The following is a 21,156-nucleotide window of genomic DNA, read 5'->3' on the forward strand; positions in this document are numbered from 1 at the left end:
CCCCTCGCCGCCTAGCCGAAGCGTTCGACGCACTGCCGCATCACCGTGACCGGTGGACCGAGCTTCGCCGCTTCGGCGAGCGCTACCCTGCGCGCCTGCTGCTGCGCGGGGAGCCCGGCGCCGGTGCGGCTGCGAAGCCCTGGCCCGAGCGTGGCGTCGAACTCGCGCGCCAGACCGCGATAGTCGCCGAGCTGGCTCGCATATTCCGCCTCCTGGCTGCCAAGCGCCATGCTCATGAAATCGCCGAGCTCGTCGCAGGCGAGCCCCGCCTCGAAATCGTCGGCCGGCAACGTCACGTCGGTCTTCTCGGCCGCGGGGAAGGCGGCGGCGCAAGCGGGGACCAGCGACTGCCATTCGCCGCTGGTGATTTCCTCCTGGAGATCGGACATGCGCTGATTGACCGCCGTCGCGGTTTCGGCGGAGAATTCCTCGCCCTCGGCGCCCGCGAGCAAGGCATAGTGAAGGATGCGGCCCTGCGCGGTGAAGGGCAGAGGCTGCTTGATGTCGGGGGTCGCTGCCCGCGCTTCGGTCGCCGCGACCACGCCGCAGGTGGCGGCGCGGTCGACCGGCTGCTCGGGGAGCGTCAATGCCTTGGGCCCGCAAGCCGAGAACAAAAGGGCCGCGCCGGCCGCGGTAACGGAAATCCTCATGTCATTAGCCTCGTTCAGACCGTTTCGGCCTGCCAACGAGCAATGGACGCCGCTGTTCCGCCGGACTCAGATGTGGATCGGCTTGCCCGTCACCGCCATCGCCGCTTCCTTGACCGCCTCCGAATGGGTCGGATGGGCGTGGCAAGTGTAGGCGATGTCTTCCGATGTCGCGCCGAATTCCATCGCCTGGGCGGCCTGGGCGATCATCGTGCCTGCGACCGAGGCGACGATATGGACGCCGAGCACTCGATCGGTCTTGGCATCGGCGACAACCTTCACGAAGCCGTCGGGCTCGCGGTTGGTCTTGGCGCGGCTGTTGGCCATCATCGGGAACTTGCCGACCTTCACTTCGCCCCGCTCCTTGGCCTCCTCCTCGGTGAGGCCGACCGCGGCAATCTCGGGCATGGTGTAGACGACGCTCGGAATGACGTCGTGGTTCACGATGCCGGTCTGGCCGGCGATATTCTCGGCGACCGCGATACCTTCATCCTCGGCCTTGTGGGCGAGCATCGGGCCGGGCGCGACGTCGCCGATCGCCCAGATGCCGGGCACCTTGGTTTGGAAATCATGGTCGATCTCGACCTGACCGTGCTTGTTGGTGGCAAGGCCCGCCTTGTCGAGCGCCAGCCCCTCGGTGTTCGGCCGCCGACCGATGGAAACGAGCACGGTATCTGCCTCGATCATTGTCGCCTCGCCGCCCTTGGCGGGTTCGACGGTGAGCACAACGCCCTTCTTGGTGCGTTCGGCCTTGGTGACCTTGGTGCCGGTCTTGATGTCGAAACCCTGCTTCTTGAAGATCTTGGCCGCTTCCTTGCGGACCTCGCCGTCCATGCCCGGCAGGATCTGGTCGAGGAACTCGACGACCGTCACCTTGGCGCCGAGCCGCCGCCAGACCGAGCCCAATTCCAGCCCGATCACGCCGCCGCCGATCACGACCATGTGGTCGGGCACCTTCTTCAGCTCCAGTGCGCTGGTCGAATCGACGATCGCCTCATGATCGATCTCGACGCCGAGAAGGGGCGTCACCGACGAACCGGTCGCGATGACGATATTCTTCGCCGTCACCTTCTTGCCACCGACATCGACGCTGTTCTTGCCGGTGAAGGCAGCATGGCCCTTCAGCCACTCGACCTTGTTCTTCTTGAACAGGAACTCGATGCCGCCGGTGAGCCCCTTTATCGCCTCCAGCCGCGTGTCGTGCATGGCGCCGAGATCTAGCTCGACCTTGCCCGTCTTCACGCCCCATTTGGCGAGCGTGCCGTGCGCGGCTTCCTCGTAAAGCTCGGAGGCGTGGAGCAAGGCCTTGGACGGAATGCAGCCGACGTTGAGGCAGGTTCCGCCCAGCGTCTCGCGGCTATCGGCGCAGGCGGTCCTGAGCCCGAGTTGCGCGGCGCGGATCGCGGCGACATAGCCGCCGGGGCCGGCGCCGATCACCAGAACGTCATAGTCGAATTCAGCCACTCTCGCCTCGCAGATGCCGCCGTTGATGGGTTGCCGGACACATAAAGAGGGGCGCGACTAAAACAACCCGTTGCGTAGACGACCCCTCAAACATATAAGTGCTTATATGAATATCGGACTGGGTACCAAGCTGCGGCAGCTCCTCGCCGAGCTCGATGGCGATGTCCAGGCTGTGTACGAGGAACTCGACACGCCTTTTCGCCCTCGATTCTACCCGATCGTGCGTCTCTTGCTCGAAGACAAGGAAGCGAGCGTGGGCGGCATCGCCGAAGCGATCGGCGTTACACAGCCCGCGGCCACCCAAACCATCAACGAGATGAAGCGGCGGGGGCTTCTTGAAGTCGAATCCGGTCCGGACCGGCGGTCCCGGACCGTCCGGCTGACGAAGGACGGGCGACAGCTGGCCGATCGATTGAGACCCGTGTGGGCAGCAGTGCATCGGGCTGCGGCGGACCTGGACGCAGACCTGCCCCTCGGCCTGGAAGCGATTCTGGACGCCGCCTTGTCCGCGCTCCGGCGCCGGCGATTCCGCGCCCGCATCCTGAAAGAGTTGGGAGATACCTTGTGAAACGATTGCTGGTGCTGATGCTCCTCCTGTCGAGTGGGGCCGTCGCGGCGGCGCCGCTCGACCAGGCGGGCAGGACGGAAATTCTGACCAATGCCGCGCGCCTCATCGAGACGCGTTATGTCGATCCCGCCAACGGCGCGCGCATCGCGGCGGCGCTTCTCAACGCCCGCGGAAAATGGGCGGATGTCACGGACCCGAAGCAGTTCGCGGAGCAAGTGACCCGCTGGCTTCGAAGCGTCTCCAGCGACGGCCATCTCGGCCTCAGCTATAGCGAGGAGCCGATAGCTAAGGGCGATCCTGCCGGATTCACCGCCGCCGAGATGGAAAAATGGTATGGCGCCCATCTGAACCACGGGATCGAGAAGATCGAGCGGCTGCCCGGCAATATCATGCTGCTGGACATCCGGGTCTTCCCGCCGCCGCAAATGGCGGGCGATGTGTTTGCCGCCGCCATGACCGTCGTGGCGCAGGGCGATGCGCTGATCATCGACCTTCGAAAGAATGGCGGGGGCGCCGAGACCGCGGAATTGCTGATGGGCTATCTTCTCGAAGGCGGAAGCCCGCTCACGGGAAGCTATGACCGGCCGAGCGACACGCGACGATACATTTCCTCGCCCTCATGGGTGCCGGGACGGCGCTTCGGGGCAAGCAAGCCGCTCTACGTCTTGACGTCGGCCAGGACCTTTTCGGCCGCCGAAGCGGTCGCCTACAGCCTGCAAGCGCTGGGGCGCGCCACGATCGTCGGCGAGACGACCGGCGGCGGCGCCCATCCGTTCGAATATCGACGGGTGCACGAGCATTTCGCGGTGGACCTGCCCGAGGGCAAGTCGATCAACCCAGTCACCGGAACGAACTGGCAAGGCACCGGCGTCAAGCCGGACGTCGAAGTCCCGGCCGGTCAGGCGCTCGACACGGCCATCGATCTGGCGCGAAAGGCACTCAAAGATCGATCAGCAGCCGCGTCGGGTCCTCCAGCGCTTCCTTCATCCGCACTAGGAAAGTGACCGCCTCGCGGCCGTCGACCAGGCGGTGATCGTAGGACAAAGCGAGATACATCATCGGGCGGGCGACGATCTGGCCGTCCTTCACCACCGGCCGCTCCTCGATCCGGTGCATGCCGAGCACCGCCGACTGGGGCGGGTTGACGATCGGGGTGGAGAGGAGCGAGCCGAAGACGCCGCCGTTGGAGATGGTGAAGGTGCCGCCCTTCATGTCCTCCAGGGTGAGCGTACCTTCCTTGGCGCGCTTGCCGAAGTCGGCGATCGTCTTCTCGATCTCGGCGAAGGAGAGCGCCTGGGCGTCGCGCAGCACCGGCACGACGAGGCCGTTGGGCGCCGACACGGCGATCGAGACGTCGACATAGTCGCGATAGACGATCTCGTCGCCCTCGATCGAGCCGTTGACCGAGGGAATATCCTTCAGCGCCAGGCACGCGGCCTTCACGAAGAAACCCATGAAGCCGAGGCGGATGCCGTGCTTCTTCTCGAACAGGTCCTTGTAGCGGCTCCGCGCCTCCATGACCGCGCTCATGTCGACGTCGTTGAAGGTGGTGAGGAGAGCGGCCGTGTTCTGCGCTTCCTTCAGACGCCGGGCGATGGTCTGGCGAAGGCGCGTCATCCGCACCCGCTCCTCGCGCCGCTCGCCCGCGACGGCGGGCCGCGCCTGTTGCGGCGCCTCGGCGGGAGCGGCCTTCTCGGCCTTCTCCGCCTTGGCCGCGGCGAGGACGTCGTCCTTGGTCAGCCGCCCGTCCTTGCCCGTGCCCTTGATCTTCGACGGATCGAGGCCGTGCTCCAGCACCACGCGGCGCACCGCCGGCGACAAGGTGAGCGCCATGTCCGGATGCTCCTCGGGGTGAGGGGCGGTTTCGTCCTCCTTGGGAGTGGGCGTCTCGCCCGGACCGGCGGGATTGACCGAGGCATCCGCCTTCTTCGCCGGCGGCTCTTTGGTCTTTTCCTTCGCCGGTGCCGCGCCACCTTCCTCGATGCGAGCGATGAGCGCGCCGACCTCGACGGTATCGCCTTCGCTCACGACCTGCTCGCCCATCGTCCCCGCCACGGGCGACGGCACTTCGACGGCGACCTTGTCGGTTTCGAGGCTGGCGATGGGCTCGTCGGCCTTCACCGCGTCCCCCGGCTTCTTCAGCCACTGGCCCAGGGTCGCTTCGGTGATGGACTCGCCCAGCGTGGGCACAACTACGTCGGTGGCCATTCTTTTCCTCTTTTCAGCTCGCCTTGCGCCGCGGTTCGGCCTCGCTGCTATGGCCCAACGCCTCCGCGATCAAGGCCGCCTGTTCGGCGACGTGCCGCTTGGCAAGGCCGGTGGCGGGCGAAGCCGACGGCGCGCGGCCCGCATAAGCCGGCCGCTTCGCCTTCACGCCGGCCTCGCCCATGCAATGCTCGACGAACGGCTCGACGAAGGTCCAGTAGCCGTTGTTCTTCGGCTCCTCCTGCGACCAGACGACCTGCTCCAGATGGGGCATCTTCCTGAGACGCTCGACGAGCGGATCGGACGGGAACGGATAGAGCTGCTCGATGCGGACGATGGCGGTGTGCTTGTCGCCCGCCTTGTCGCGCGCTTCGATCAGGTCGTAGGCGACCTTGCCCGAGCAGAGGACGAGCCGCTTGACGTCCTTGTCCGCCGGCGCCGACGGATCGGACAGGATGCGGCGGAAGTGGCTGTCGCCGGTGAAGTCCCCGGCGCTCGACACGGCCATCTTGTGCCGCAGCAGCGACTTCGGCGTCATGATCACCAGCGGCTTGCGGAAATCCCGGTGCATCTGCCGGCGGAGCAGGTGGAAATAATTGGCCGGCGTGGTGCAGTTGGCGACCTGCATATTGTCCTGCGCGCAAAGCTGGAGATAGCGCTCCGGCCGCGCCGAGCTGTGCTCCGGCCCCTGCCCTTCATAGCCATGGGGGAGCAGCATCACGAGGCCGCTGGCGCGCAGCCACTTGGCCTCGCCCGACGCGATGAACTGGTCGATCATCACCTGCGCTCCGTTGGCGAAATCGCCGAACTGCGCTTCCCACAGCACCAGGGTCTTCGGGTCGGCGATCGAATAGCCATATTCGAAGCCGAGCACGCCGAATTCGCTCAAGGGCGAATCGCGCACCTCGAAGCGCCCGCCGTCGATATGGGCGAGCGGGACATAGGGGGAGCCGTCGCGCTGGTCGACCCAGACCGAGTGGCGTTGGCTGAAGGTGCCGCGGCCGCTGTCCTGGCCCGACAGGCGCACGCCATAGCCTTCGGCGAGCAGGGAGCCGAAGGCGAGCGCCTCGGCCGTCGCCCAGTCGAAGCCTTCGCCGTCCTCGAACATGGCGCGCTTGGCGTCGAGGATTCGGCCCAGCGTCTTGTGGATCTGGACGTCCTCGGGAACCGTCGTCAACGTTCGGCCGATCGCCTGCAGCTCGTCCTTGCCGATCGCGGTCTCGACGTTGCGCCGCTCGGTTTCCGGCCCGGCCGGCTTGCTGAGGCCCGACCAGCGGCCCCCGAACCAGTCCGCCTTGTTGGGCAAGTAGGATTTGGCGGCCTCGAACTCGCCCTCCAGCAGCTCGGTGAACTGCGCGACGTGCGCCTCGATCCAGGCCTGGTCGACCTCGCCCTCCTCGGTCAGGCGTGCGCCGTACAGCTCGGAGACCGGCGGGTGCTTCCTGATCTCGGCATACATGAGCGGCTGGGTGAAGCTCGGCTCGTCGCCCTCATTGTGGCCGAAGCGGCGGTAGCACCACATATCGATGACGATGTCGCGCTTGAAGGTGTGGCGGTAATCGATGGCGAGCTTGCAGGCGAAGGTCACAGCTTCGGGATCGTCGCCGTTGACGTGCAGGATCGGCGCCTGGACGGCCTTGGCGACGTCGGAGGGATAAGGCGATGAGCGGCCGAATTGCGGGCTGGTGGTGAAGCCGACCTGGTTGTTGATGATGAAATGGAGGCAGCCGCCCGTGTCGTAGCCCGGGAGGTCGGAAAAGCCGAAGCATTCCGACACGATGCCCTGCCCCGCGAACGCCGCGTCGCCGTGAAGGAGGACTGGCAGGACCTCGCTGCCGTCCTTGTCGCCGCGCTGGGTCTGCTGCGCGCGGACCTTGCCGAGGACGACGGGGTCGACCGCTTCCAGGTGACTGGGGTTGGCGACCAGCGACATATGGACGCTGATGCCCTCGAACTCCCGGTCCGACGAGGTGCCGAGGTGATATTTTACGTCGCCCGAGCCGCCGACATCCTCCGGATTGGCCGAGCCGCCGGCGAATTCGCTGAAGATGACGCGATAGGGCTTGCCCAGGACGTTGGCGAGAACGTTGAGGCGGCCGCGATGGGACATGCCGAAGACGATTTCCTTCACGCCGTACTGGCCGCCATATTTGATGACACTTTCGAGCGCCGGAATCATCGATTCGCCGCCGTCGAGGCCGAAGCGCTTGGTCCCGACATACTTTTTCGCCAGGAACTTCTCCCACTGCTCGGCCTCGATGACCTTGGAGAGGATAGCCTGCTTGCCCTCGGGCGTGAAATGGATGGCGGCGTCGCGGCCCTCCATCCGCTCCTGGAGGAAGCGGCGCTCCTCCAGGTCGTTGATGTGCATATATTCGAGGCCGACATGGCCGCAATAATTGGCGCGCAGTATCTCCACGACCTCGCGCACGGTCCCCTGCTCCAGCCCCAGCGCGCCGCCCAGATAGACGGGGCGGTCGAGCGCGTCGCCGGTAAAGCCGTGGAATTCGGGCGTGAGATCGTCCGGAAGATCGCGCTTGGCGAGCCCCAGGGGATCAAGGTCGGCGGCGAGATGGCCCCGCACCCGGTAGGTGCGGATCAGCATCATCGCGCAGATCGAATCGTCGGCCGCCTGGCGTATGGCCTCTTCGGATTGGCCGGCGGCGGCGGCGCTATCCCGCGCCCTGGCGGCGATCTTCTCGATCGTCATCAGCGTGGGATCGAGGCCGGCATTGACCTCGTCCAGCACGCTCAAGGGCCAGTTATCCCGCGCCCAGCTCGGGCCTTCCTTCCGCTCGATCTCGCCTGAACCGTCCACGATCGCTCGCTCTCTTCGCCCGCGCCCGCCCCCGGCCGCGCTCACTTATCCGATTGCCTAAGCCTGCAAAAGCTCGGCCAGCGTCTTGCCGAGCTCAGATGGGCTCGGAGATACGCGAATACCAGCCCGTTCCATCGCCTCGATCTTGTCCTCGGCGCCGCCCTTGCCGCCGGCGACGATCGCGCCGGCATGGCCCATGCGCCGACCGGGAGGCGCGGTCAGACCGGCGATGAAGCCGACCATCGGCTTCTTGCGCCCGCGCTTCGCCTCGTCGGCGATGAACTGGGCTGCTTCCTCTTCGGCCGATCCGCCGATCTCGCCAATCATGATGATCGACTTCGTCTCGTCGTCGGCCATGAACAGCTCGAGCACGTCGATGAAGTTGGTACCGTTCACCGGATCGCCGCCGATCCCGACCGCCGTCGTCTGGCCCAACCCCGCATTGGTGGTCTGGAACACCGCCTCATAAGTGAGCGTGCCCGACCGGCTGACGACGCCGACCGAGCCCTTGGAGAAGATGTTGCCCGGCATGATGCCGATCTTGCACTCATCGGGTGTCAGCACGCCCGGGCAGTTCGGCCCGATCAGCCGCGACCTGGAGCCCGTCAGCGCCCGCTTCACCCGCACCATGTCGAGCACCGGAATGCCCTCGGTAATGGCGACGATCAGCGGCACCCCGGCATCGATCGCCTCCAGGATGGAGTCGGCGGCAAAGGGCGGCGGCACATAGATGACGGAAGCGTCCGCTCCCGTCTTCTCCACCGCCTCGGCAACAGTGTTGAACACCGGCAGCCCGATATGCGTCTGCCCGCCTTTGCCCGGCGTCACCCCGGCGACCATCTGGGTGCCGTAATCGAGCGCCTGCTGCGTATGGAAAGTGCCGGTCTCGCCGGTCATGCCTTGGGTAATGACTTTAGTGTTCGCGTTGACGAGAATGCTCATTTCAACTCTCTAGTTTTGCGACGGGCTATGTGCTTGCTGATGAGCAACACTGCGAAGGAGACCACGAATACGGCTCCCCATAACAGCAGCCCGAGCGGAACAATTAAGGGGCTTATAAAAACCTGTCCTCCGCTCTCCGGCTCGGCGCGCGTTATGGCGATGAGCATGAAGAGGGCGAGTGGCGCAAATACGACGAGACTCAAAACTCACAGCCAAGTTCGCCTGAATGCTGCCAACATGAAGGCACACGCGATCCAGGCTATTAGGAGCGCACAAATCAACAGCTCTAAGGCGCCGAGATTCATCTCTCATCGATCAAGGCTACTATCGATGCCCTTGCAGGCGACGAGCAGTTCTTTCACCGCGTCGACCGAGACCTGGAAATTCTGCTTGGCCGTCTCGTCCAGCTCGATCTCGACGATGCGCTCGACGCCCTTGGCGCCGATCACCACCGGCACACCGACATAGAGGTTATCGACACCGTACTGGCCGGTGAGGTGGGCGGCGGCGGGGAGGACGCGCTTTTTGTCCTTCAGATAGCTTTCGGCCATCATGATCGCGCTGGTGGCGGGGGCGTAATAAGCGGAGCCGGTCTTCAGGAGCGCGACGATCTCGCCACCGCCGGAGCGGGTGCGCTGGACGATGGCATCGATCTTCTCCTGGGTCGACCAGCCCATCTTGATGAGGTCGGGAATGGGGATGCCGCCGACGGTCGAGTAGGCGGGGACCGGGACCATCGTGTCGCCATGGCCGCCAAGCACGAAGGCGGTGACGTCCTCGACCGAGACGTTGAACTCCTCGGCGAGGAAGTGGCGGAAGCGCGCGGAATCGAGCACGCCGGCCATGCCGACCACGCGCTCGTGGGGAAGGCCGGAAAATTCGCGCAGCGCCCAGACCATCGCGTCGAGCGGGTTGGTGATGCAGATGACGAAGCTGTCGGGCGCGTGGCGCTTGATGCCCTCGCCGACCGACTTCATGACCTTGAGGTTGATGCCGAGCAGATCGTCGCGGCTCATGCCGGGCTTGCGGGCGATGCCGGCGGTGACGATGCACACATCCGCGCCGGCGATGTCGGCATAGTCGCTGGTGCCCTTGAGCTTCACGTCATAGCCCTCGACGGGTCCGGCCTGCGCCAGGTCCAGCGCCTTGCCCTCGGGAATGCCCTCGGCGATGTCGAACAGGACGATGTCGCCCATCTCGCGGACGGCGGCGAGGTGGGCCAGCGTGCCGCCGATCATGCCGGCGCCGATCAGCGCGATTTTCTTCCGAGCCATGCGGAGTGTAGCCTTTCTTCTCTACAAGCGGGGTCGGCCGCGCACGGCCGCGAGAATAGTGGCGTCCGCTTAGCCCCAAGGCGCAGGAGGGGCAACCGCTGTAGCGCGGAAATTTGCGGGGCCGCGGCTGGCCGCAGTCAGGCGAGAACATAGTTTCGTTGCACAGCCGGGCGGGTGGCCGATGGTTGACCGGCCGGGCTTCCCGGCATCGCCACGATGCCGGCTTCGGACAGCGGAACCGTCCAGGACGAGCAGGCCATGACGGCCGCGACGATGCAAAGGCCGTGGACGATCGCGCCGATATCTCGAGTCGTCATCTTGGACTCTCCTCTTCTCCTGTTCAGCGAGGCAGCCTGCGCGCCGGTCGATGCGAACAGCCTCGTCCAGGTGGCGGCCGATGGCGGCCTTGCCCGGGTCCGGGCGGGCGGCGAAGGCTCGCGCACCGAAATCTACTGCGGCTTCCTTGGCAGTGCCTCGCCGGACAATTCGCTGATCCAGAGCCTGCCGAGTCGGCAGAGGTGGCGGCCGAGGGGGAAGACCGCTGGATCGCTGAGTCTCTGCATTTGCGGCACAGGGATCGCGCGCGCGTTCGGCGGAAAATGGTGGGCAAGGTCGCCGAAGCCCTGTTCGCCGAGTCGATCCGTCGCTACGTCGCGACCTCGCTCCCGGCGAGGGCGGATGGCTGGCCGGCCTCGGCGATCCGGCTGTCGGCAAGGCTCTGGCCGTCATTCACGAACGTTATGCGAAGAGTTGGACCGCCGACAGCCTCGCCCGCGAAGCCGGAATGTCTAAGACGGTGCTCAACGAGCGGTTCCGCCAATTGGTGGGAGCGCCGCCGATGCAATATCTGGCGGGCTGGCGCATGCGCACCGCCCGCCGCGCACCTGCTGCGCGAACCGGGCCGGAACGCCTCCGGCGTCGCCTATTCGGTCGGCTTCAATTCGGAAGCCGCATTCAACCGCGCGTTCAAGCGCGAATTTGGCGTCCCGCCCGCGACATGGCGCAGGAACAGCCTAGCCGAGGAGGCGCTACGGTCGGAGCCTCAGGTCTCGTGGCGCGGCTTGAGCACGAACGCTCCGATCCCGCCGCTCGCCAGCGCGACCAGCAGGAGGAAGCCGCCGAACCCGAACAGCATCGGATAATCCACACCGATCTGATTTCGCATCTGTGCCACATCCGGCGATTCCGGCAGGTAGACGATCTGGCCCGGCCGCACCGGGCCCAGCCGGTCGACGGTCATGTTGCCGGTGAAGTTGGGGCCCCGGTCCAGAACCCCATAGACGCGCCCGTCCACCGTATAAGACCATCTTCCATGTTCGCGTTCGACCGTTTCGTATGCGTTTATCCGTCCCGCGGAGGTTCTTTCGCGTGACGTAAAGATTTCGGCGCCAAGATATCGCCCTTCGGCAAGCGCGCCCCGGTCCCTGAGCTCGACCGCCAGACTGTAGTCGCGCCAGCCACCGTGCAGCATCGATAAGGCGGCCACGCCGCTGAATATGGCGATGCCGAAGGCAATGAGTCGTTTTCGCGGTTGGCCCATGGCTTCCCCCTGTCGAGAATTCTTCCCTGCCCGCCGGGCCGCTTACCCGTGGCCTTCGCCTTCGATTTGCTTGCCGTGACCACGGGCGAGATATTCGGCGCCCTGCATCTCTATCAGGCGGGATGCGGTGCGCTCAAACTCGAAAACGCCGTCGCCCGCGGCGTAAAGCTCCGTCGGCGCCGCGTCGGCGGCGGCGAGCAGCTTCACCTTATACTCGTAAAGCGCATCGATCAGCGTCACGAACCGCGCCGCCTCGTTGCGGTTCTCGGGGCCGAGCCTGGGGATGCCGACCACGATCATCGTGTGATAGCGCCGCGCGGCGGCGAGATAGTCCGGCGCCCCTCGCGCTTCGCCGCAGAGGCGCTTGAAGGAGAAGACTGCGACGCCCTTCAGGCTCTTGGGCACGTGCAGGGTGCGGCCGCCGTGGACCGGAATATCCTCGGACGGAACATGCGCCCGGTCCTCCGGCGGGAAGTCGGTGAGGCGGAAGAAGGCGTCGCGGAGCGCCACCGTCGCGATCGGACCGTTCGGCACATACCAGGTTGGCATGCCGCCAAGGCGCTCCAGCCGGTAGTCGGTCGGCCCGTTCAAAGGCACCACGTCCATCTCCTTCTCGATCAGGTCGATGAAAGGCAGAAACAGCTCGCGGTTGAGGCCGTGTTTGTAGAGGTCGCGCGGCGGCCGGTTGGAGGTGGTCACGACGGTCACGCCCTCCTCCAGCAGCCTGGAGAAGAGCCGCGACAGGATCATCGCGTCGGCGCTGTTGTTGATCACCATCTCGTCGAAGGCGAGCAGCTTGGCCTCAGCCGCGATGGCTTCCGCCACCGGAGCGATCGGATCGCCGCTCTCCTTCGCCCGCTCCACCCGTAGGCGATCGTGCACCTCGATCATGAATTCGTGGAAATGGACGCGGCGCTTGGGCGAGATGTCGATCGTCTCGAAGGCAAGGTCCATCAGCATCGATTTCCCGCGCCCGACGCCGCCCCACATATAGACGCCGCGATGGCCGTTGGGCTTCGCGCCGAACAAGCGGGAGAAAAGGCCGGGCTTCTCCTGGCGGTGGAGATCGGCAGCGAGGCGATCCAGGACCGCCACCGCTTGCGCCTGATCCGCGTCCGGCTTCAATTCGTCCGAGGCAAGGAGAGCTTCATAGCGGCGGGAAACGGCCGTCATCGCAATTTCGTCATCCCGGCGAAAGCCGGGATCTCAGGACCAGAAATCACGGCACTTCTCCACGAGACCCCGGCTTTCGCCGGGGTGACGGCTTCGCGTCAGACCGCCCGTTCCACCAGCATCTTCTTGGTCTCCGCGATCGCCTTGGCGGGGTTGAGGCCCTTGGGGCAGACGTTGGCGCAGTTCATGATGGTGTGGCAGCGATAGAGGCGGAACGGGTCCTCCAGCTCGTCCAGGCGCTCGCCGGTCATCTCGTCGCGGCTGTCGGCGAGCCAACGATAGGCCTGGAGCAGGATGGCGGGGCCGAGGAACTTGTCCGAATTCCACCAGTAGCTGGGGCAGGAGGTCGAGCAGCAGGCGCACAGGATGCACTCGTAAAGCCCGTCGAGCTTCGCCCGGTCCTCCGGCGACTGCAGCCGCTCCTTGCCCGAAGGCTCCGGCGAGACCGTCTTCAACCAGGGCTGGATCGACGCATATTGGGCATAGAAATGCGTGAAATCGGGCACCAGGTCCTTGATCACATCCATATGCGGCAGCGGCGTGATCCGGACCTCGCCCTTCACGTCCTCGATCGCGGTGGTGCAGGCGAGGCCGTTGCGGCCGTCCATGTTCATCGAGCAGGAGCCGCAAATCCCCTCGCGGCAGGAGCGGCGGAAGGTCAGCGTCGGGTCCTGCTCGCTCTTGATCTTGATGAGCGCGTCGAGGACCATCGGGCCGCACGTGTCGAGGTCGACGTCGAACGTGTCGTAGCGCGGATTTTCGCCCGCGTCGGGGTCGTAGCGATAGACCTTGAACTTCTTCACGCGGGTCGCCCCGGCCGGAGCCTTGTGCGCGCGCCCCTTGCCCTTGATCTTGCTGTTCTTCGGAAGCGTGAATTCGGCCATGTCATTCCCCTGATGCGGGCGGGATAGCGCCTCGCGGCGCGCCACTCAATGGTCGAGAAGGCCGTGCCGCCTGAGGCTCTCGCACAGGATCGTCTCGATCAGCTGCTCCTGCGTCCAGCCGGCGGCCTTCGCGGAGCGGCCATAGACCTTCTCCGACCAGAGGTTGCAGTTGAGGTTGACCTCCAGCATCCGGACCTCGCCCGTCTCCATATCGAGCCGGAATTCATAGCGCCCATAGTCGAACGGGCGGAAGATCTCGACCATCTTGCGAGTGAGTTCGTCGATCCTGGGCTGCCACTCGCTGTTGGTGAATTCGACGAGCTGATATTTCTGGGCCCGGTCGACCAGGTCGCGCTTCTCATAATAAGTGCGAAGGTGCGACGGATCGGCCTGCTCGAAGAGCATCATCGGCATGACGACGGGTTCGCCGTCGACGGTGATCACCGGCACCTCGACATCGCTGCCGTTGAGGAAGGGCTCGACGATCGCGTCATGGCCCATGTCGTGAATCTCGGCGACGGCGCGCGCGACCCCGGCCCAGTCGTGCGCGTCCATCACGCCCCAACTCGCCGAGGAGGCGTTGGGCTTGATCACCATCCGCTCCGCCATAAGAGCGTCGGCCTCCCGCACCGGCGCGCCCCGGCGGTAGATCGCCCAGGGACTGGTGGGAACGCCGCGCGCCTTCGCCTCCAGCTTGGTAGAATGCTTGTCGTCGGAAATTCCGCGCAGGATCGGGCTCGCCCCCATGAACGGAATGCCGTGCCGCGTGCAGAGCAGCGGCAGCATCATCTCGCTGTTCAAAAAGCCGCCCCGGTTGAGCAGCGGGAAGACGAAGTCCACGTCGGGCTTGTCGAACAGCGCCTCGTAGCGATTCTCCAGCACCAGGTTCAGCCCCAGCTCCTGCAGGATTTCCCGCACCTCAACATGATAGAGGGCGTGGTTGCCGTCCTCCGGGTGAAGCCCGCCGCCCCATTTGGCGTGCTTGGCGATGAACATGATCTTCAGGCGCCGCTTCGCCTCCTCGGGGATGGTGAGCGGCCGGACGGACTGGAGCACTAAACTTGCCTTTCAAGGACGGGCGGCTGCGATGGATAGCGCCACCCCGGCGTCCGGCGTCATAATGCCGAGATGGACCGAGGCCAAGGGGCGGCTTATGGGGAGGTGATGACCCAGGACACAGCCGCCACCCAGGCGATGACGGAAGGCGGCGACGCCCGCCTCCATCTGGACGCGAAAACGGGCCTCAACCGCTACCATTCGGGGCCCAGGCCGAGCGACGTGCTCGCCTATGCCTCCTCGACCGCGAACGACATTTCGCCGGACGCCTTCGCCCATGTGGAAGCGGTGCTGAAGGAACTGGCGCCGGCGGGCGATTTCATGCCCAAGGCCTATGCCGCGCATCTGCGGCAGCTACGGCGGCGAATCCGCAAGGCCTATCGCGTCGCACATGACGTCGAGATCGTGTTCGCGCCTTCGGGCACCGACCTCGAATATGTGGCCCTCGCCGCCGTCGCGGGCAAGGCGGCGGGCGGAACCCACAACATCCTTCTCGGCGCCGACGAAGTGGGAAGCGGCTGCATCCATTCCGCCCACGGCCGCTATTTCGCCGACGAGACCGCGCTCGGCATCTCGACCAAAGTGGGCGAGGGTGTGCCAGGACTCGACGACACTCATGTCGACCTGATTGATATCCCGGTGCGCGACGTGCAGGGTCACGCGCGGCCGTCGTCCGACATCACGGCGGCGATCGAGGATGCGATCACGGCGGCCCAGGCGGCGGACCGCTATCCGCTCATCCACGTCGTCCACGGCTCCAAGACCGGGCTGATCCTGCCCGCGCTCGACGATATCGACCGATTGCGCGCCGCGCATGGCGATGCCGTCACTTTCGTCGTCGATGCCTGCCAGGCGCGGATCACGTCCGCGGCCATCGCCGACTATCTGGGGCGCGGCGCCATCGTCTTCATCACCGGCTCCAAATTCATGGGCGGGCCGCCGTTCAGCGGCTTCGCGCTCGTCCCGCCCGCGCTGGCGGCCGGCGCGGCCGCGCTTCCGCGGGGCCTTGCCACCATCTTCCGCCGCGCCGAATGGCCCGAAGCCTGGCCGGGCGCGACGCCGCTGCCCGACGCCGCCAATCTCGGCCTGTCGCTGCGGCTGGAAGCCTCGATCTTCGAGCTGGAGCGCTTTCAGGCCCTGTCGCTGGAAGAGGTCACGCGGGTCGTCCTCGCCTTCCACGCGGCGGTGCGCCAGGCGATGATCGGGCCCCTGCCGATCCGCCGCGTCGCGCCCTATCCGCCGGGCGACCGGGCCGAGGCCGACAGCCATCCGATCGAGATGCGCACGCTTTCGACGCTCGACCTCTCCCATCTGGGCGAGCCGGCAACCTTCGAGGACGCCCAGCACTGGCACCACGACCTCCTCGCCCACGGCATCCGCCTCGGCCAGCCGGTCAAATGCGTGAAGCTCGACGACGGGCGCTGGGGCGCCACCCTTCGCGTCGGCCTCTCGATGCCGAACGTCGTCGCTCGGGTCGGCCTTTCCGACAGGGCGCTCAAGCGCGCCTTCGAGGCCGACATGGACCGGATCGAGCTCGCACTCGCCGCCGTCTCGGGTCAACAAGACGCGCCCAGCCTGGCGAAGGCTTGTTAGTTCCGTTCCCGGCGAAAGCCGGGGTCCAGACGAAGCAATAAACTGGGCCCCGGCCTTCGCCGCGGCCCATCATGCCTCCGCCGCCTCCCGCCCGCCCCAGTTGAGGTTGCGCGTGAGATACATCACCACCGCTAGCGCCGCGAAGAGCAGCAGCGATCCGATCAGCAGCGAGAAGGCCTCGAGGCTGAGCAGGATGTAGAGCACGACGTACAAGGCGATCAGCAGCGCTCCGATGAACAGCGCCCGTCGCCAGCTTTTCAGGACCGCCGCCGAATAGGCCGTGTTGAGCCCGATGATCGCCGTGCTCGCCACGACATAGGCCGGCGTGAAGCCGATCACCTCGGCGAAGGCCAGCAGCAACACGAAGAACAGCACCAGCCCCGCGCCGACCAACAGATATTCCACCGCCGACACGTGCACGCCGCCGATGACGTCGAACAGCAGGAAGGCGAGGAAGGTGAAGCCGATGAACAGGAAGCCATATTTGGTGGCGCGATTGACGCGGGAATACAGATCGACCGGCTGGACGAGGTCGATGCGAGCCTCATAGCCTCCCGCCGGCGAGGCGACGACGGAGGGGTCCATCACCCTTTGGGGTGCGCGCGCATTGCCCTCCGGCGCACCGGTGCTCACCAGCGACTGGCCGAGCGCCAGGTTGCCGACGCGGTAGGTGGCGGTGAAGCCCTGTTCGGAGACGCTCCGCTCGACGGGAAGGAAGCCGCCCTGGAAAGAGGGATGCGGCCAGGGCGACGTTACGCGCCAGCGCGTGTCGCCGGCCTGCGGCGCCAGGCTCAGCCAGCCATTGCCGCGAAAATCATAAGCGAAATCGACGGTCACCGCCGCGACGGCCAGCGAGCCGGCGTCGAGCCAGGCGAAGAAGCCCGAGCCGCTCGTCGCCGCCGTGCCGCCGCCCGGCTGTAGCCTGAGCGGCCGTCCCGCCACCGACACCCGCGGCGGCTGCCCGAAGAGTCCGCGCGGATCGCTGATGCCGAAGCGAAGCTCCGCCCGGTCGAGCGCCATGTCCGGCACCGCGACTCCGAAGCGCGACAAATCCTCCGGCATGGCGAAGCGCGCCTTGCCGCTCATCGTCGCCTCATAGACCACGGCTTCGTAGATCGACCGTTGCCGCCGCTCCGGGCGGATGACCGTCTCGATATCCGCGATCTCCGGCGACAAGGTCAGCTCCTGCCAGACCTGCCGCGAGCGCACGACGGGTCGGCCGCCCTCGGTCACCGTCTCCGTCACGGTCTGCCGATAGGGAATGACGAGCAGCGGCCCCGCCACGTGCTGCGGCCCGCCCCACCCTTCGGCGATCGAGGCGCGCGCCGTCTCCGACTGCATCTGCCGATCGTAAACCAGCATCCAGACGGAGAAGAGCGGGATGGCGAGAAGAAGGCCGATGAGGATGGCGAGGCCAAGCTTGGCGCTCGGTGAGCGATCGGCGGAAAACAAACCCATGGCACGACTCCTGACGCAACTCGTCGCTGTTTATGCACGCTTCATCGACGATTGCCCAGCCCAAATCAGGCGGGAGCGCAATAACGCCCCCGCTCCTCCGGCGGCGACCGCAACCGCGTATCGAAATAATAACCCGCCATTTCGGCCGCCCGCTCCTTGTCCTCGGCGGGAATAAAGGGCGCCGCGTCGCGCTGCCATACGGCGACGCAGTCTTCCCTGGAGGCCTCCGAGGCGGCGCAGTCGAGGAGGGCATTGTAGGCGCCGCGCCAAGCGAGGAAGCGCTCGCGGTCCATCGCCGCGCCGTGGCCGGGCACCAGAGTGGTGAACGGCGTGGCGGTGATGGCATCCAGCGCCTTCCGCCATCCTTCGGGGCACGCCGTATCCATGAACGGCACCAGTCCGACGACAAGGTCGCCCGCGATCAGCAGCCCGGTCACGGCGTCGTAGATCCAGACATCGCCCTCGGTGACGGCATAAGGCGCGAGGTTCAGCTGGAGCGTCCGTCCGGCGATCGAGCGTTCGCCGGACGAAGTGACCGGCACCGTCGGGCGCAGCACATCCGGCTTGTCGATCGTCGCATGGCCGCGTCGAATCTCCGCGACTTCCTCTGCGCTCGCCTTGCTCGACTGGATATAGGCTTCGGACCGCGCCCGACTCTCGCGGAGGAACCCGGTCAGCGCCCCGTCGATCGCCCGACTGGCATGGACCTCGGCCTCGGGATAAGCAGCCATGATTTCGGCGTTGCCGGTCGTGTGGTCAAGATGCCAGTGGGTGTTGATGATCGCCGCTATGGGCTTACCCTTGGCCTTCGCATAGCCAAGCAGCTTGTCGCGATGCGCGGGGTGACGCCCGGTATCGACCAGGATCAGCCCCTCCGGCGCGTCCAGGAAGACGCTGTTCCCGTCCGGCCCCTTGCCCGGAACGAAGCTGCCCGGAATCACCTCATAACCAAGATGTTGTTCCGCCTCAGCCGATTCAGGCGCGCAGCCAACAAGGCCCAGCGCAACCAGCGCCCAGCTCACCCTCTCAGCAATCGACATGACGCCCCTCCCATGAGCGCGCCGGATCGTGCGCGCGCAGATCTACGCCGAAATCGCCAGTCGCCTTCAACGCCAGCAGCACGCTGACCCAGCCGGCATGGTTTTCGACCCACTCTTCGGCGGACGCGATCCCCGTTTCGACCAGATGCACATCGCACCCGTGTCCGTCATCGGGAGACAGAGTGACGGTGACTGTCGATCCCCCGAAATAGCGAAAGACGAAACGGCCGGGCGCTTTCTCCTCCACGACCTCAACCGACAAATGCTGTCTTTTGATGAACCGGAGATCGAAACCGCCTGCCGTGGCGCGCGATCCCTCGGCCCAGAAACGCGCTCGCCCCGCATTCGTCGTCCATGCGTCGAACACCTTCTCCGGGGCGCTCTTGAGATGAAGCCGCCACTCGATCGGCCGCGCGCCGTCCTCATGGCTGTTCCTAGCGGAGGGGGTCCGAATCCAAATCCGACACAAGACGTCCTCGTTGATCGCCCGACAGCAACTCGCAATGGTTCGCCTTGCCGAACCAGCGGTAGCGACGGGCTGCTACCTGGTCGTACAGCCAGTCGCGCAAGCCACGGGGCACGACTTTGCCGATCAGTGCCAGACGCCACCATCCACCCAGGATGGTGGCCAATCGAAAATAGCCGTCCGATTTGGTATAGGCATGACCGCCATCGATGAGCAGGTAGGTGGCGTCCATCTCCAGCCCGAGCCGGCGATAAAGCGACTGGCCAAGTGGCGACTGCGCCGACGCGAAGTCGACACGGCCTGCGCGATCATGCCGCATCAGGAATGATGCTCCGCTCGAGCAGAGTACGCAAACGCCATCGAAAACGAACAGCGGTCGATGGCGCCACAGCGGCTCGTCGATAGCTTCGCGGTCGGTCATCCGCCCTTGCGATAGACGGATATATCGAGGCCATCCAGCGCGCCGAGGTAGGCGTCGAGATCGATAAGATCGAGACAGGGCATGGCGCCGCGCCGGGCGATCTCGTTTCGCGCGAGCCGTCGCGCAAGCAATATGGCGGGCATGCAGGGAATGTAGGGCCCATGTCCCGAACGCGCGACGAGATAATAAGCGATGCGAAGAGGTTCGCCTTCCGCGTCGGCTCCCTCGAGAACCATATGAAATCCGCTGCGGCTGCCGCCCATTTGATCGAACAGGAAAGCCATTTTGAGCAAGGGCTCGGCGTAATGGTCGAGCGATTTCAGCAGGCCGATACGAACCAGCCAGCCAAGTGCCCATGCGCCGAAATGCAGGATCGGTATTTCATGTCCGGCCGCGAACCGGATCGAGCGAAGGGATGGATAGCGGCTCGGAAAGAGGGCCAGGTCGGGAATATCACAATTGCCGAACCAGCGGCGCCCAAGTTCGGGATAATTCTCGCTGTGGGTGTCATGCCAGCCATAGACCCGATGCGGTTTCCCTTCCCGCCACGCATCGAAGGGCCTGCCGACGTAGCTTAGGACGGCGGAGGTGGTCGCAAGGCCGCGATTGGTCTGCTGGGCGGCGCTGATCCCGTAATCCACGGATTCGAGCGCGGCGAAGCGCGGTTTGAAATGGTCGATCACTGCGCCCGTGAGGCATGGCACCGAGCTGGCGCCGCTCACCGCGAGCACATCAGCCGCTCGCGCCGCGTCATCAAGAACGCCGATTCCCGCCACGAAATGTCGGGCGTCGGCGAGGTCCACATAGTGGATTCCGCTCGCGATGCAGGCCTCGGCGACCGCATAATCCTGCCGTTGAAACGGGCCCGTCGTGTGAATGACGATATCGGGCTGGACGGCGGCAAGGGCGGCGGACACATCGCCGTCGATGTCGATACTGTGCCCCTCGGCGCGGTTGACCGCATCGAGGCTCGCGGCGAAGCGTAGCGCCTTCTCGGACGAGCGTCCGCCGATCAGCAGGAGAATCGCGGGATCGTCGGCCAGCGAGCGGGCGATGTAGCTGCCGAAGTTGCCATAGCCGCCGATGATGAGGACGCGCTTCACCACGATGGTTTGGCCACCATCAGATAGAAAATGACTACGAGGCTGGTGAAGGCCGGCCAGCCGAGCGCGAACCACCAGCGGAACAGGCGCCGCGTTCGGGCGTCGTCGATTGCTCCACCCGCTGCCCGCCGCCGGACGAGGTCGCGCAGACGAATCTGGATCACCACCACCGGAAGCCAGCACAGTCCGGCGAGCAGATAGAGGGCATAGGTCGCGAGGAGCCAGAAATCGTTCCAGACGAAACCGGCGTGGACGATGAGCCAGGCGCCCGTGATCGGCTGCAAGACGACGGCGGGCGCCGTGAACAGAGTATCCGCAACCACCGTCACGCGGGTCGCGAACAGGCGCGCGGCCAGGTCGGGATCACGCAGCCCCATCAGGCAAAAAAAGGCGATGCCAAGGCCGGTGCCGAACAGCACCGTGGCGCTGATAATGTGCAGGGTTTTGACGAGCAGGTAGGTGTCCACGGCGAGTATGCTACCGCGGACGCCTCGCCGCCGCGCT

The 21,156-nt window shown here is 65.7% G+C and carries 21 protein-coding genes; 4 read left to right on the forward strand and 17 right to left on the reverse strand.

The features are described from left to right. Window positions 1–11: 11 nt before the first annotated feature. Entirely contained in the window at window positions 12–650 is a 639-nt protein-coding gene (locus tag VIR62_RS09640) for a hypothetical protein (RefSeq protein WP_431870768.1), read from the reverse strand. Between the two features lie 66 nt (window positions 651–716). After that, window positions 717–2,111 (reverse strand): dihydrolipoyl dehydrogenase, encoded by a 1,395-nt coding sequence (lpdA, locus tag VIR62_RS09645; RefSeq protein WP_431870770.1) that lies wholly within the window; start codon window positions 2,109–2,111, stop codon window positions 717–719. Window positions 2,112–2,217: 106 nt separating this feature from the next. Here lpdA and VIR62_RS09650 point away from each other — a divergent pair, with 106 nt between their 5' ends. Then, entirely contained in the window at window positions 2,218–2,679 is a 462-nt protein-coding gene (locus VIR62_RS09650; protein WP_431870772.1) for a MarR family winged helix-turn-helix transcriptional regulator, read from the forward strand. Then, window positions 2,676–3,683 (forward strand): S41 family peptidase, encoded by a 1,008-nt coding sequence (locus VIR62_RS09655; RefSeq protein ID WP_431870774.1) that lies wholly within the window; start codon window positions 2,676–2,678, stop codon window positions 3,681–3,683. Before VIR62_RS09650 ends, VIR62_RS09655 begins: the two co-directional genes overlap by 4 nt. Here the strand turns inward: VIR62_RS09655 and odhB are convergent. The 5 genes from odhB to VIR62_RS09680 form a co-directional block, all read right to left on the reverse strand. Next, the gene (gene odhB / locus VIR62_RS09660; RefSeq protein WP_431870776.1) at window positions 3,619–4,887 is read right to left on the reverse strand and encodes a 2-oxoglutarate dehydrogenase complex dihydrolipoyllysine-residue succinyltransferase; all 1,269 of its coding nucleotides are present in this window, start codon (window positions 4,885–4,887) and stop codon (window positions 3,619–3,621) included. The two genes, VIR62_RS09655 and odhB, sit on opposite strands and share 65 nt — an antisense overlap. Before the next feature lie 13 nt (window positions 4,888–4,900). Then, window positions 4,901–7,702, reverse strand: a complete 2,802-nt coding sequence (locus VIR62_RS09665; protein ID WP_431870778.1) for a 2-oxoglutarate dehydrogenase E1 component — start codon at window positions 7,700–7,702, stop codon at window positions 4,901–4,903. 57 nt (window positions 7,703–7,759) lie between these two features. After that, on the reverse strand, window positions 7,760–8,644 hold the full coding sequence (gene sucD, locus VIR62_RS09670) for a succinate--CoA ligase subunit alpha (RefSeq protein WP_431870780.1): 885 nt from the start codon (window positions 8,642–8,644) through the stop codon (window positions 7,760–7,762). 308 nt (window positions 8,645–8,952) lie between these two features. Then, the gene (gene mdh, locus VIR62_RS09675) at window positions 8,953–9,918 is read right to left on the reverse strand and encodes a malate dehydrogenase (RefSeq protein ID WP_431870782.1); all 966 of its coding nucleotides are present in this window, start codon (window positions 9,916–9,918) and stop codon (window positions 8,953–8,955) included. A gap of 137 nt (window positions 9,919–10,055) precedes the next feature. Next, the gene (locus tag VIR62_RS09680) at window positions 10,056–10,235 is read right to left on the reverse strand and encodes a hypothetical protein (protein WP_431870784.1); all 180 of its coding nucleotides are present in this window, start codon (window positions 10,233–10,235) and stop codon (window positions 10,056–10,058) included. A 423-nt stretch (window positions 10,236–10,658) separates the two neighbouring features. Here VIR62_RS09680 and VIR62_RS09685 point away from each other — a divergent pair, with 423 nt between their 5' ends. Continuing rightward, complete coding sequence (locus tag VIR62_RS09685) at window positions 10,659–11,060, forward strand: helix-turn-helix domain-containing protein (protein WP_431870858.1); 402 nt, start codon at window positions 10,659–10,661, stop codon at window positions 11,058–11,060. On the opposite strand, the gene VIR62_RS09690 is transcribed toward VIR62_RS09685, so the two are convergent. From VIR62_RS09690 to VIR62_RS09705, 4 genes are all read right to left on the reverse strand, one after another. Further along, window positions 10,961–11,458: a hypothetical protein gene (locus VIR62_RS09690; RefSeq protein WP_431870786.1), complete on the reverse strand. Its 498-nt coding sequence runs from the start codon at window positions 11,456–11,458 to the stop codon at window positions 10,961–10,963. The two genes, VIR62_RS09685 and VIR62_RS09690, sit on opposite strands and share 100 nt — an antisense overlap. Before the next feature lie 42 nt (window positions 11,459–11,500). Next, complete coding sequence (gene zapE / locus VIR62_RS09695) at window positions 11,501–12,631, reverse strand: cell division protein ZapE (RefSeq protein ID WP_431870788.1); 1,131 nt, start codon at window positions 12,629–12,631, stop codon at window positions 11,501–11,503. Window positions 12,632–12,729: 98 nt separating this feature from the next. Continuing rightward, a complete protein-coding gene (locus VIR62_RS09700; protein WP_431870790.1) occupies window positions 12,730–13,515 on the reverse strand; it encodes a succinate dehydrogenase iron-sulfur subunit in 786 nt (261 codons plus the stop codon). Window positions 13,516–13,560: 45 nt separating this feature from the next. Then, window positions 13,561–14,571 (reverse strand): D-alanine--D-alanine ligase family protein, encoded by a 1,011-nt coding sequence (locus tag VIR62_RS09705; RefSeq protein WP_431870792.1) that lies wholly within the window; start codon window positions 14,569–14,571, stop codon window positions 13,561–13,563. A gap of 108 nt (window positions 14,572–14,679) precedes the next feature. Here VIR62_RS09705 and VIR62_RS09710 point away from each other — a divergent pair, with 108 nt between their 5' ends. Further along, a complete protein-coding gene (locus VIR62_RS09710; protein ID WP_431870794.1) occupies window positions 14,680–16,164 on the forward strand; it encodes a hypothetical protein in 1,485 nt (494 codons plus the stop codon). A gap of 69 nt (window positions 16,165–16,233) precedes the next feature. Here the strand turns inward: VIR62_RS09710 and creD are convergent, their stop codons facing one another. The 6 genes from creD to VIR62_RS09740 form a co-directional block, all read right to left on the reverse strand. Continuing rightward, entirely contained in the window at window positions 16,234–17,622 is a 1,389-nt protein-coding gene (gene creD / locus VIR62_RS09715; RefSeq protein ID WP_431870796.1) for a cell envelope integrity protein CreD, read from the reverse strand. 65 nt (window positions 17,623–17,687) lie between these two features. Continuing rightward, window positions 17,688–18,662, reverse strand: coding sequence for an MBL fold metallo-hydrolase (locus VIR62_RS09720; RefSeq protein ID WP_431870798.1), 975 nt, complete (start codon window positions 18,660–18,662; stop codon window positions 17,688–17,690). Beyond that, the gene (locus VIR62_RS09725; protein WP_431870800.1) at window positions 18,649–19,029 is read right to left on the reverse strand and encodes an SRPBCC family protein; all 381 of its coding nucleotides are present in this window, start codon (window positions 19,027–19,029) and stop codon (window positions 18,649–18,651) included. Before VIR62_RS09725 ends, VIR62_RS09720 begins: the two co-directional genes overlap by 14 nt. Before the next feature lie 67 nt (window positions 19,030–19,096). Continuing rightward, complete coding sequence (locus VIR62_RS09730; RefSeq protein ID WP_431870802.1) at window positions 19,097–19,549, reverse strand: thiol-disulfide oxidoreductase DCC family protein; 453 nt, start codon at window positions 19,547–19,549, stop codon at window positions 19,097–19,099. Further along, window positions 19,546–20,655: a saccharopine dehydrogenase family protein gene (locus tag VIR62_RS09735; RefSeq protein ID WP_431870804.1), complete on the reverse strand. Its 1,110-nt coding sequence runs from the start codon at window positions 20,653–20,655 to the stop codon at window positions 19,546–19,548. Before VIR62_RS09735 ends, VIR62_RS09730 begins: the two co-directional genes overlap by 4 nt. Then, a complete protein-coding gene (locus VIR62_RS09740; RefSeq protein WP_431870806.1) occupies window positions 20,649–21,119 on the reverse strand; it encodes a DUF2269 family protein in 471 nt (156 codons plus the stop codon). Before VIR62_RS09740 ends, VIR62_RS09735 begins: the two co-directional genes overlap by 7 nt. Window positions 21,120–21,156 lie beyond the last annotated feature (37 nt).

The organism is Allosphingosinicella sp., assembly GCF_036570505.1.
Lineage (GTDB): Bacteria > Pseudomonadota > Alphaproteobacteria > Sphingomonadales > Sphingomonadaceae > Allosphingosinicella.

Bases quoted from the DNA above. Each gene is read 5' to 3' on its own strand.
- VIR62_RS09640 (WP_431870768.1), bottom strand. From the start codon at position 650: ATGAGGATTTCCGTTACCGCGGCCGGCGCGGCCCTTTTGTTCTCGGCT.
- VIR62_RS09650 (WP_431870772.1), top strand. From the start codon at position 2,218: ATGAATATCGGACTGGGTACCAAGCTGCGGCAGCTCCTCGCCGAGCTC.
- odhB (WP_431870776.1), bottom strand. From the start codon at position 4,887: ATGGCCACCGACGTAGTTGTGCCCACGCTGGGCGAGTCCATCACCGAA.
- sucD (WP_431870780.1), bottom strand. From the start codon at position 8,644: ATGAGCATTCTCGTCAACGCGAACACTAAAGTCATTACCCAAGGCATG.
- mdh (WP_431870782.1), bottom strand. From the start codon at position 9,918: ATGGCTCGGAAGAAAATCGCGCTGATCGGCGCCGGCATGATCGGCGGC.
- VIR62_RS09680 (WP_431870784.1), bottom strand. From the start codon at position 10,235: ATGACGACTCGAGATATCGGCGCGATCGTCCACGGCCTTTGCATCGTC.
- VIR62_RS09685 (WP_431870858.1), top strand. From the start codon at position 10,659: ATGCGAAGAGTTGGACCGCCGACAGCCTCGCCCGCGAAGCCGGAATGT.
- VIR62_RS09690 (WP_431870786.1), bottom strand. From the start codon at position 11,458: ATGGGCCAACCGCGAAAACGACTCATTGCCTTCGGCATCGCCATATTC.
- zapE (WP_431870788.1), bottom strand. From the start codon at position 12,631: ATGACGGCCGTTTCCCGCCGCTATGAAGCTCTCCTTGCCTCGGACGAA.
- VIR62_RS09700 (WP_431870790.1), bottom strand. From the start codon at position 13,515: ATGGCCGAATTCACGCTTCCGAAGAACAGCAAGATCAAGGGCAAGGGG.
- VIR62_RS09710 (WP_431870794.1), top strand. From the start codon at position 14,680: ATGACCCAGGACACAGCCGCCACCCAGGCGATGACGGAAGGCGGCGAC.
- creD (WP_431870796.1), bottom strand. From the start codon at position 17,622: ATGGGTTTGTTTTCCGCCGATCGCTCACCGAGCGCCAAGCTTGGCCTC.
- VIR62_RS09720 (WP_431870798.1), bottom strand. From the start codon at position 18,662: ATGTCGATTGCTGAGAGGGTGAGCTGGGCGCTGGTTGCGCTGGGCCTT.
- VIR62_RS09730 (WP_431870802.1), bottom strand. From the start codon at position 19,549: ATGACCGACCGCGAAGCTATCGACGAGCCGCTGTGGCGCCATCGACCG.